At 73.1% G+C, this 10,697-nt stretch carries 6 protein-coding genes and 3 pseudogenes; 4 read left to right on the top strand and 5 right to left on the bottom strand.

Features of this window, described 5'->3' with window-relative positions:
* The first annotated feature begins 388 nt into the window (after nt 1-388).
* The 4 genes and pseudogenes from GUY61_RS28340 to GUY61_RS28325 all read left to right on the top strand — a co-directional run bounded on the left by GUY61_RS28340 (nt 389) and on the right by GUY61_RS28325 (nt 4,825).
* The gene (locus GUY61_RS28340) at nt 389-1,129 is read left to right on the top strand and encodes a hypothetical protein (RefSeq protein WP_166633101.1); all 741 of its coding nucleotides are present in this window, start codon (nt 389-391) and stop codon (nt 1,127-1,129) included.
* Nucleotides 1,130-1,347: 218 nt separating this feature from the next.
* Nucleotides 1,348-2,184, top strand: coding sequence for a hypothetical protein (locus tag GUY61_RS28335; protein ID WP_166633100.1), 837 nt, complete (start codon nt 1,348-1,350; stop codon nt 2,182-2,184).
* Nucleotides 2,185-2,699: 515 nt separating this feature from the next.
* Nucleotides 2,700-3,434, top strand: a pseudogene (locus GUY61_RS28330) (SAM-dependent methyltransferase); the annotation flags it as partial.
* Nucleotides 3,435-4,043: 609 nt separating this feature from the next.
* A pseudogene (locus GUY61_RS28325) lies at nt 4,044-4,825 on the top strand (YcnI family protein).
* A gap of 640 nt (nt 4,826-5,465) precedes the next feature.
* On the opposite strand, the gene GUY61_RS28320 reads toward GUY61_RS28325, so the two are convergent.
* The 5 genes and pseudogenes from GUY61_RS28320 to GUY61_RS28300 form a co-directional block, all read right to left on the bottom strand.
* On the bottom strand, nt 5,466-5,957 hold the full coding sequence (locus tag GUY61_RS28320) for an Ig-like domain-containing protein (RefSeq protein WP_208106558.1): 492 nt from the start codon (nt 5,955-5,957) through the stop codon (nt 5,466-5,468).
* A gap of 154 nt (nt 5,958-6,111) precedes the next feature.
* Nucleotides 6,112-7,164, bottom strand: coding sequence for an IPT/TIG domain-containing protein (locus tag GUY61_RS28315; protein WP_166633098.1), 1,053 nt, complete (start codon nt 7,162-7,164; stop codon nt 6,112-6,114).
* Nucleotides 7,165-7,287: 123 nt separating this feature from the next.
* Nucleotides 7,288-8,031 (bottom strand): IPT/TIG domain-containing protein, encoded by a 744-nt coding sequence (locus tag GUY61_RS28310; protein ID WP_166633097.1) that lies wholly within the window; start codon nt 8,029-8,031, stop codon nt 7,288-7,290.
* A gap of 781 nt (nt 8,032-8,812) precedes the next feature.
* Nucleotides 8,813-9,235 (bottom strand): DUF1992 domain-containing protein, encoded by a 423-nt coding sequence (locus GUY61_RS28305; RefSeq protein WP_166633096.1) that lies wholly within the window; start codon nt 9,233-9,235, stop codon nt 8,813-8,815.
* Between the two features lie 67 nt (nt 9,236-9,302).
* A pseudogene (locus GUY61_RS28300) lies at nt 9,303-10,697 on the bottom strand (hypothetical protein); the annotation flags it as partial.

Raw genomic sequence — 10,697 nt, 5'->3', positions numbered from 1 at the left:
AAGAGACAGCCCCCAGACCTGCCAGTGCCGTCCGTCCTTCGGCCGACGGCCGATACCCGCTCAGGCGCACGGCCGGACCCCCAGGCTGTCGGGCAGCGGCAGCCGCGGGCGCGAACGCGCCCGTCAGGCTGAGCGCGGTCCCGACCCTTCGTCCGGCGGACGAGGTGCGCGATCGCCGAAGTCGACGGCGTCCGGAGAGCCGGCACCTGCCGTTTCGAGCACCCCGCCGGTCCCCCGGCGGGTGTCCGGATCGCCCGTCCGGGTGCTTCGTCCCCCGCCGCATGAGGGCGCCCTGCGCGGCGCTCATGCGGCGCGGACACCGCGCGGCGGGGGCACCGGGGCAGCGGTCCGGAAGGCGGGAGCCACTGCGGCGGGACACCATGACGGGGTGGAGGACTGGTGGCACCGGAACATCACCGAGCCCGGCAAACTGCCGCTGCTGCTCGCCCTGGCCGCCTTCCTGGCGGCCTTCTTCGTCGCGCGCGTCATCACCCGGCTGATCCGGGCGGGCCGGGGCCCGTTCCACGACGTCAGCGCCGGGGCGACGCACGTCCACCACGTGGTGCCCGGCATCGTGCTGGCCACGGTCGGCGGCTTCGGGATGGCGACGGTCTCCGGGCAGGGTTGGGCCGAGGCCCTCTCGGCGGCGGTCTTCGGCACGGGAACCGGCCTGGTGATGGACGAGTTCGCCCTCGTTCTGCACCTGCACGACGTCTACTGGAGCGAGCAGGGCCGCGTCTCGGTCGAGGCGGTGGTGCTCACGGCGGCCGTCGTCGGCATGGTGCTGCTCGGCGCCGTGCCCTTCGGGGTCGAGGACGTGGGCCCCGAGGAACACGCGGGACGCACCATGGTGGCGGCCACGATCGCGGTGAACTTCCTCTTCTGCGTGGTGGCCTTCGCCAAGGGCAAGGTGCCGCCCGGGGTGCTGGGTGTCGTCCTCCCGCCGGTCGCCTGGGTGGCCGCGGTGCGTTTGGCGCGGCCCGGCTCGCCATGGGCCCGGCGCCGCTATCCCGAGGGCTCGCGGAAGGCCCGCGGGGCCGTCGAGCGCGCCGCCCGCCACGACGCCCGGTGGGGCCGTGTCGGCCGCCTGGCGGAGAACCTGCTGGGCGGAAAGCCCGACGGCGAGTGACCGGAGTGACCGGCACGGAGGCGGCCCGGCACGGTGAACGCCGACGGCGAGTGCGCGACGGCGGGCCGGGGCGACGGCGGGCCGGGGCGACGGCGAACGCTCCGCGGTGGCATTCGCGGAGCGCGCGGAATTCACCCGGACGGACCTGCTCGGTGGTGGGCGCCGGTGCCCGGTGATGGGTTGGGAGGGCAATCCCCCGCCCGAGCGAGGAGACACCCGTGACAAAGTACGCAGCCGCCCGCGTTTCCCGAGGCCTGGCAGCCGCTCTGGCCGGCACCGCGCTACTCGCGACAGCGGCGTGCTCGGAAGACGACGAAGCCTCCGTGTCCACGGCCAGGGCCTCCGCGTCCAAGGTGGCCCAGAGCCCCACCGGCTCCCCCACGGCCTCGCCCACGTCCACCCGTTCCCCGTCGCCTTCGCCCTCGGCGCTGACCGAGGCGCAGGCGGAAACAGCGCTGATCGGCGCCTCCGACCTCGGTGCCCCCTGGGAGCAGACGGAGAAGGAACCCGACCACGACGACCTGCTGAAGGGCACCGCCCAGGGCGAGGACTGCCAGAAGTTCCTCAACCGGCTGAACGACGACAACATCCTCGGCGACAAGACTTCGGTCGAGGCCGACCGGAGCTTCCACAACAGCGACAACAACGCCGACCTGGAGTACGAGGTCGCCACCTACGAGGACCAGGCCCAGGTGGAGAAGCAGATGGCCTGGCTGAAGAAGATCCCGCAGACCTGCGACCAGTTCACCGCGAAGGTCGGCCCCGACAAGACGGACGCGACCGTCCAGGTCACCGAGATCACTCTGCCGGGCGTCGACGAGAACCACACCGGGATGCGTATGACCCTGAAGACGAAGGTGGACGGCGAGGACGCCACCCTCACCCTGGACGCCGTGGCCGTCCTCATGGGGCCCAACGGCATCACCTTCACCCACGGCGGTCTCGACGGCGCCGTCGGCGACACCACCGAGCAGGCCGCGAAACTCGGCACCGAACGGCTGAAGCAGGTGCTGGAGGGCAAGACGCCCTCGGAGCTCCCCAGCGAGCAGGACTGACAACGGGGTGTGCGGTGGCTCCCCTCCGCCGGGGTCCCGCGGAGGGGAGCCACCGCATTGCACCCGGCCGCCACGACCCGGCCGACGGGAGCTCCCTCCGCCGGAACGGGAATCCGGGGACACCGGGGACACCGCCAACCGTCCGCGTGGCTGGAGTCTTTCGACGTCGGGGCCGTATGACACCGGAGCCGCGGGACTCCGGAGCCGAGCGGCGTGACCGGTGCGGACCGGTCACGCCGTAATCCGGTTCCGCCCAGCCCTGCGGGCTGCTAAGTTTCCCGCCGGGGACCTGCAACGGGTCCCGCACGAGGGACACGGCCGAGGGATCGGTCCGTGAGACACGTCGAGGAGGCGAGTTGATGGCCGTCATGCCGGCCGCCGCCATTGCCATGCGCGGCGCACACGCCATCCTCTGCCCCGGGGTCCCCGCCTGACGCCGTAGCGATCCGCGCGGTCATCCGCTTCACCGGTCGGGCCGGACCCCTTGACCTCACGGACAAGGACTCCATCTCGCGATGAGCGACGCCTTCTTCACCCTTCACCACGGCCTGCCCCGGCAGGGACCGGGCTCCGACGCCACCACCCGCCGTCTCCTGGCATCGGCAGGCCCGCTGCCGCCCCGCCCCCGCATCCTCGACCTGGGCTGCGGCCCCGGCCGGTCCGCGCTGCTGCTGGCCGCCGAGACGGGCGGCCACGTCACAGCCGTCGACCTGCACCAGCCGTTCCTCGACGAACTGACCGCCGAGGCGGAACGCCGCCGGCTGTCCGACCGGGTCGAGACCGTCCACCGCTCCATGGGCGATCTGCCCTACCAGGACGGTTCCTTCCACCTCGTCTGGGCCGAGTCGTCGGCCTACTCGATCGGCTTCGACAACGCTCTGCGCCAGTGGCGCAGGCTGATCGCGCCCGGTGGCGCCCTGTGCGTCACCGAGTGCGAGTGGTCCACCGGCACGCCCTCGCCCGAGGCTCGGGCGTTCTGGGACGAGCACTACGCGCTGCGGACCGGCGAGCAGAACATCGCCGCGGCCCGTGACGCGGGGTACGAGGTCGTGGCCGTGCACCCGTTGCCGGACTCCGACTGGTTCGACGAGTACTACGACCCGCTCGCCGCCCGCGTCGCCGCGGCCGACACCACCGATCCGGACATGGCCGCGGCCGTGGACGCGACCCGCGCGGAGATCGCCCTGCGCGAGCGCCACGGCGCCGACTACCGCTACACCGGATATGTGCTGCGCCCCGCCCGCGACCGCGACACGCCCACGCCGCGTCCCTCCCGGACGCCGGAGAGGTAGGCAGGAACCCGCGTCCACCGGCCCGGCCGCGGCCGCCGAGCCGCCGCCGGAGAAGTCCGTCCCACCGGCGTCACGGGCGGGCGCCGTCCGGGTGGTTTACCCGTCGCCGGTGGGGTACCCGGCGCGCGGCGGTCCCCGCACGGGTGACCGCCGGTGTCACCGGGTGTCCGCGAACGGCGTCTGGCGGCAGGGGGGTTGGTGAGAGCGCGGAGCCCAGTGGCCGGGGAGCCACGGGCTCCGCGCCTGCGGCCGCCGCCTGACGGTCCGTGAAACGGCGGCGGTCGCACCCCTGCTCCTCCGGATTCGGCCCGTGCCGGTCGTACTCGCCCCGGGGCCCGTTCCGTTCCAGCGCCACCGCGAGTTCCGTACCGTGACCATGCCTCGGTCGCCGGACGCCAGGAGCACTTCACGCGGGGGTCACTTCGCCGCCGCGTTCGAGCCGGGACGCCTGCGGGTTCGGCTGCTCCTGCTCGCCGTCAGGAGGCGTCACCGTCTCCGGGTCGCCGATGCGCGGCTCAGAGGACTCGGGAGGAGCGACCCGATGCGCCGTACCCCGTCCGCGGAACCATCAGCGCCGTATCGGCGGGCATCGTCCCGCTGACGGCGGCCGGCCCGGCCGCCGCTCACGTCGGCGTCCGTCCCGAGAGCGCCGAGGCCGGGAGCTGGGCCAGGCTCACCTTCCGGGTCCCCACCGAGCGTCCCGACGCCGCCACCACGAGGATCGAGGTCGTCCTGCCGGCCGACCAGCCGGTCGCCTCCCTCTCCGTCCGCCCGGTTCCCGGATGGACCGTCAGGACGGAGAAGCGGAACCTGGCGCAGCCGCTGGCCCACGGTGGGAAGAAGACCGACAAGGCCGTCTCGCGGATCATCTGGACCGGCGGAGAGATCCACCCCGCGAGTTCCACGAGTTCGACGTCTCCGTCGGCCCGCTGCCCGAGGACGGCGACCGGATGGTCTTCAAGGCACTCCAGACCTGTGGCACCGGCCAGGTCGTCCGCTGGATCGAGGTGCCCGGCAAGGACGGAGCAGAGCCGGAGCACCCCGCGCCCGTCCTGACGCTGACCCCCGCCGTGGACGAGGCCGCCGCTCCGGCCGCCTCGGCCTCCGGCGACCCGGTCACCGCCGCGAAGAAGCCCACAGGGACGGAGGGCGGTGCCGCGGAGGCCGCTGCCCGCACGGCGGACGGCCGGGAGGAGCGGCCGGTGTCCACCTCGGGGGACGCACAGGACGGGACGGCCCGGCTGCTGGGCGGCGCGGGTCTCGCGGCCGTCCGCCGTGCGGGCCTGCCGGCAACGCTCGCCGTGACACGGCGGCGTTCCGGCCGGAACTCCGGTCTCGCCGGATGGTGAACTCCCGGCGGGGCGGAAGCGCAGGCCGACCGCACCTCCGGTCGGAAGGCCGGCGGCTCCTCCGGTGCGAAGGCCGACCGCCGCTCCGGTGCCGGCACTCCCGGTCCGGCCGGCGGACACCTCCGCGCCGCCCACCCGGCTCCGGGTACCGCCCACCCGGCTCCGGGTAATGTGCGCGCTGCTCTGCGCGCTCGCCGCCGTGGCCGGGACGGCCGCGGCACCGCGTCGGCCCGGATCGTCCGGCGGTCCGACGGCGGTGCCGCGGTAAAGCTACGCCTGACCGACCGCTCCGGCGCGCCGGCACGGCCGCGGGAGATCACGGCGTCCTGGCCACTGCCCGCACTGGGCCCGGGCCCGCTGTCGGCCGGCCTTGCGCCCGCCGGGCCCGGGACGCTGGAGCGGCACTGTGCGGCTGACGCCTGCCGGGGACTGGCGGCCGGCCGTCACCGTACGGACGTCCGACGTGGACACGGCGACCGTGGTGTTCGAGGACGTCAAGGCTGGTGCGGGTACGGGCCCGGCCGGGGCGACGCCTGCGGATTCCGGGCACGCCCCGGGCGGGACGCCCGCCGAGCGGGGCCGTCTGAAGGTCCGTCGCGGCCGGCCGCGCCCAAGCGGCGGAGCCGCTTGGGCGGCCCGCTCAGCCGAGGTCGATCTCGTTGTGGATGTCGCCGGTGTTGAAGCTGATCAGCGCGCCGCAGGCGAGCAGACAGGGCAGCGTCGGCGTCTGCCCGGGCGGCGTCGGCGCCTCGGACACGTTGACCACGGTCTCGTCGAACGAAGACCCGCAGGCGTCATTCCCGTTGTAGACGGCCGTGATGAGGTGCGCGCCAGGGGTGGCGAAGGCGGTCTGGTACTGCACCGTGCCGTCGGGTCCGATGGGCAGTCCGTCCACCAGGATCTCGGTTCCGTCTCCGATCACCACGCCCCAGTCACGGCTGGGATCCTGGGCGCACGTCACGTTCACCGTCAGCAGGACCGTCTGCCCGACGGTCGCCGAGGAAGGCGACGCCACCACCGTCGTCTGCGACTGGGAGAACTGGGCCGCTGCCGGCGGGGCGGAGACCAGGACCGCGACCAGCGCCGCGAGAACGGCCATGGTCCAGGATTTCCATTCCTTCGGACGTCTCACTGATTCGGCTCCTTGATCGCCGTGTGCGGGAATCCCTGAATCGAATGGGCGATTTCACCCTAAGACGCGAATTACCGAAATCCCGGTCTATTTCGGCACGGTCAACCCGCTCGGGTTACAGGCACGCCCGAACGGACGTGGCGGTCACGGGCGTCTAGATCGCGGGGCGCGGCACACGGGTGTATGTACGGGGGGCGCTGGTGCCGCCGGCGGTGGTGACCGTGACGGGGACCGGGCCCGCGGCACCCGCCGGGGCGACGGCGACCACGGTGGTGTCGGACAGCACGGTGAAGGCGGCGGGCGTGGAGCCGAAGCGCACGGCGGTCGTGGTGGTCAGACGGGCGCCGGTGAGGGTGACGGCGGCCCCGGCGTCGGCCGGCCCCTCGGCGGGGGAGACGGCGCTGAGAACCGGGGCCGCGACATAGGTGTAGACGGCGGAGTTGCTGGTGCCGCCGACGGTGGTGACGGTGAGGGCGACGGAGCCCGTTCCCGGCGGGGCGACAGCGGTGATCCGGGTCGGCGAGTCGACCGTGTAGCTCGCGGCCGGCGTGCCGCCGAAGGACACCGCGGTGGTTCCGGTGAGGTCGGCGCCGGTGAGGGTGACGGCCGTACCACCGGTCGCGGGGCCCTGATCCGGCGAGACGACGGCGATCGTCGGCGCGGTGACGTAAAAGAAGTACACGGGGCCGCTGGTGCCGCTCACGTTGGTGACCGTGACGGGCACCGCGCCCAGCCCCGCGGGGGCGACGGCGGTGATACTCGTGGCCGAGTTGACGGCGAAACCGGTGGCCGCTGTGCCGCCGAAGGAGACGCCCGTGACTCCCGTGAAGCCGGTGCCGGTGAGCGTGACGGTCGTACCGCCGGAGGCCGGGCCCTGAGTGGGCGACAGGGCGGTGAGCGTCGGAGCCGCGACGTAGGTGTAGGTGACCGGGTTGCTTGTCCCTCCCAGCGTCTTGACGGTGACTCCGACGGCGCCCGTTCCCGGCGGCGCCACGGCGGTGATCCGGGTCGCGGAGACGGGCGTGTAGCCGAGGGCCGCGGCGGAGCCGAAACTGACCCCGGTGATGCCGGAGAAACCGCTGCCGTTCAGGGTGACGGTGTTGTTGCCCGCCGCGGGGCCCGAGTTGGGCACCACGGAGCTGAGCACGGGCGCGGCGGCGATGCCGATCGAACGCTCCGCCTCCGTCTCGTGGGCGCTGTCTTTCATGGCGACTCCGTTGGGTGTCGGCTGAAGGTGGCCCCCGGCCGGCGGGGTGTACCGGGCCGGGGGCCCTCGAGGAGCGGGCGCGGCGCGCTACGCGGCCGACGTGCCCGCTCCGGGTCGGACCCGTCAGACGCCGGGCGGGGTGATGTAGGTGAACGCGCCCACCGCGGTGTCGCTGCCCGCGTCATTGGTCACGGTGACGTCGACCGCGCCGGCGGCCCCGGGCGGCGTGACGGCCGACACCGCGGTGTCGGAGATCACCGTGAACGGCGCCGGGTTGCCTCCGAAGGTGACCGAGGTGGTGTTGGTGAGGCCGGTGCCGGTCACGGTCACGGCCGTGCCGCCCGACGTCGAGCCCTCGTCGGGCGCGACCGCCGTCACCGTCGGAACGGGGACGTAGGTGTACGAGAGCCCGTTGTGGGTGCCGCCGGCGGTGGTGATGGTGACACCCACCGAACCGGCCGCGCCGGCCGGGGCGACAGCCGTGATCTGGCTGTCGGACACCACCGTCGGCACCACCGAGTTGGCACCGAATGCGACGCTCGTGGCGCTGGTCAGGCCGATGCCGCTGATGGTGATCGTGTCACCGCCGGCCGTCGATCCCGCGGACGGGCTCAGCGTCTGCTTGAACGGCGCTCCCACGTAGTAGAAGGGCACCGGACCGCTCGTCCCTCCCGGCGTGGTCACCGTGACGCCGACCGCCCCGTTGCCGGAGGGGGAGACCGCGGTGACCTGGGTGGGTGAGACGACCGTGACGCTGGTGGCGGCCCGGGTCCCGAAGTGCACCCCGGTGGTGCCTGTGAGGTTGGTGCCGGTGATGGTGACGAGTGTGCCGCCACCGCTGGATCCCTGAGTCGGACTGATGGGCATGACAGATTCCTCCCCGCCCGGAATGCGGTACATTGCCGAGCAGTGTTTTGAGGCGTTCGTACCCCCATTCCTCCCTGGCGGGTGCGAGTCGGCTCTCGTGTCCACTGGTCAGGTGGTGAGTCGGCGGCCTCGCACGAGGCGCGGTCACGGTCTGCACCCGTTTCCGCGGCCTGCGGGGCCGTCGTGGAACACATCCCTGCTCCGGGTACCGTTTTCTCACCCGGGCAGGGGCTTTCTCGTGCGGATGGGGATATGCGCGCCGCCTATGCGGACATATGCAGTAACCCATCGGGGTGATAGCGAGGACAAGACGTAAGGCGCCTGAGTCAACCTTTCAGGCGAGCGCCAAGAGGTGATCACGGCGCACCGAACAGCGCTCGTATGAAAATATTTCGATAATTCGAATTCCCGCCTGACGTATACATTCAGGCCCCGGGAAATTCCCCCGCAACCGCACGGTGCCGGGAGATAGGTGCGGGGAACACGGTGCGGGAGGCGCGGTGTGGGAGGCGCGGTGCGCCCGCGAAGACCAGCGGCCGTCCGGCCACGCCGGGGTGACCGGCCCGAAAGGCCGGCGTCCGGTGACGCACCCACCGGGAAGGGACACATCCTGGGACCGGTGACCGCACACGGACCGGGACCGGCCGCGCTGCGGGCCGGACCGACTGCGGGCCGACCCGGGCGGATGGCGGCGCAGATGGCGGCGCGGATGGCGGCGCGGCCGAGCCGGGACGCCGGGCTCCGGGGCGGTGCGGTGCGGTGCTCGGGCCGGGCGCGGGCGTCAGGTGGTCCGTCGCGGGGGTCGGCCGTGACGTTCCTGCCACTGCCGGACGGCCTGCTCGACGTCGTACGGCCGCAGATTGAGGGGCGGGCCCTGCGGCGGTCGGCGGAGAGCGGCGGCGATCTTCTCGTTGATGTCGGAAAGGATCCGGCGGACCGCCCGCTCGGAAGGGGCCCGGGAGGCCGCTTCGAGGGCGTCCTCGGCCTCCTTGCGCAGGGCGAGGGACGGCGGCAGACAGGAGAGCTTCTCCGCGGCCATCTTGCGTCTGATCCACCACAGCTCGTCGTACGGCGCGGCAAGATCGTCGGGCAGGGGCTTGCCGAAGCCGGGCAGGGACGAGAAGTCGCCGCGTCCCTCGGCCTCACGGATCTGCCTGTCGACCCAGGACTCGAATCCGACTCCGGGCGGTTTGCGCTCCGTCATGCCCCCAGTGTGCCAAGGCCCGGCGGACGGCGGCAGCCGTCCGCCGGGTGTCTGCCGGAGGAGCCGGCTACGAGGACAGGCCCGGCAGGGGGATGCACGCCGCCGCCATGCCGACCCCGGACGGAAGCCCGGTGCCGTACCGGCCGGGGACGCCGGGAGTGCCCGGGGTGCCGGGAGTGCCGGAGGTGCCGGCCAGGCCGCGGGCCGCACCGGGTACGCGGGCAGGCGGGCGGGGACGGATCCGGTGCCGCAGGTCCTCGGCGCCGTAGCGGTGGCAGTCCCGGTGCCAGATGCGGATGGCCGCCATCCAGTGCTGGAGCTCGCGCACATACCCCTCGATCGCCGCCCGCTCGTCCGCCGGCAGCGCGTGGTCCTCGTACAGGACGGGCAGCTCATGGGCGACGACATGCTCGAACTGCCTCATCCGCGCGGTCATCAGGTCGTTGACCATGGCGAGCGCCGTCGGATAGTCGCAGTTGAAGAAGTTCTGCACGACCAGCAGGCAGTTGTGCACCTCCCCCTCGTACTCGATCTCCTTCTGGTACGAGAAGACGTCGTTCAGCAGGGCCGCGAAGTCGGCGGCGGCGTGCTCCAGGTTCTGCAGTGGGGCGCTGCGGTGGACCTCCGGGCGGATCCGCCGCCCCTGCCCGAGCCGGGCCAGCAACATCGTCAGGTGGGAGCCGAAGGTGTGCCGCCGCATCTCGATGTAGTCCACCGGATCCGGAACACGGTGCTGCGCCTGGTTGTGCAGCTCCCACAGCCAGGAGGCGGTCATCTCCTCGACGGCCGTGCGCAGTTCGCGCCGCGCCTCGTCGGTCATCGGCGCCGCGGTGCGCAGCCAGACGTCGGCGAGGGCGCGCTCCATCGCGTTCGCGGGAACGGCCGGGACCTCCGCCGTGCCCACGGCGGGCCCGGCGAACGGGGTGAACCCGCCGGACCATGCGGTTGTGGCCCTTCCGGCGCCTCCCGCGGACTCGTCGGCCCTGTCGGCCCCGCCGAACTCGATCGGCATGAACAGCCGGAACCGCTCGTGCTGGAGCTTCGCCGCGGCCAGGTCGCGGCGGTGGCCGAAGACTGCCGGGAAGTAGTCGTCGGCGTACGTGCCCCAGGTCAGCCACATGGAGGAGGTGTCGAGCTCCTCCGGTGTCGCCTCGGGACGGATGCCGGCCGCGCACAGCGGCAGGTCGTACGCGATCAGGTCGCTCTCGTCCCAGATCCCCTCCCGCGTGATGCCGACCTCGGCCGCCCAGCCACTCAGGCCGCGCCGCGCGGCGTCCAGGTGCGGGCTGTGGGTGGTCTCGAACGGGAGGTGGAAGTCGGGGATGCGGGACGGGCCGACCTTCTGGAACGGGACATGGGCGTGCCTGCGCAGCCGGGCGGCGCCTGAGTGGTCGTACAGCCCTCTGGGGCCGACGGGGCGGGCGGCCGCCGTTCCGGGGCCGACCGGTCCGGGGGGCAGGAC

The organism is Streptomyces sp. GC420 (assembly GCF_009916105.1).
Taxonomy (GTDB): Bacteria; Actinomycetota; Actinomycetes; order Streptomycetales; family Streptomycetaceae; genus Streptomyces.
Note: the sequence above shows the minus strand (reverse complement) of the source record. Positions and strands in the feature narration are given on the sequence as shown.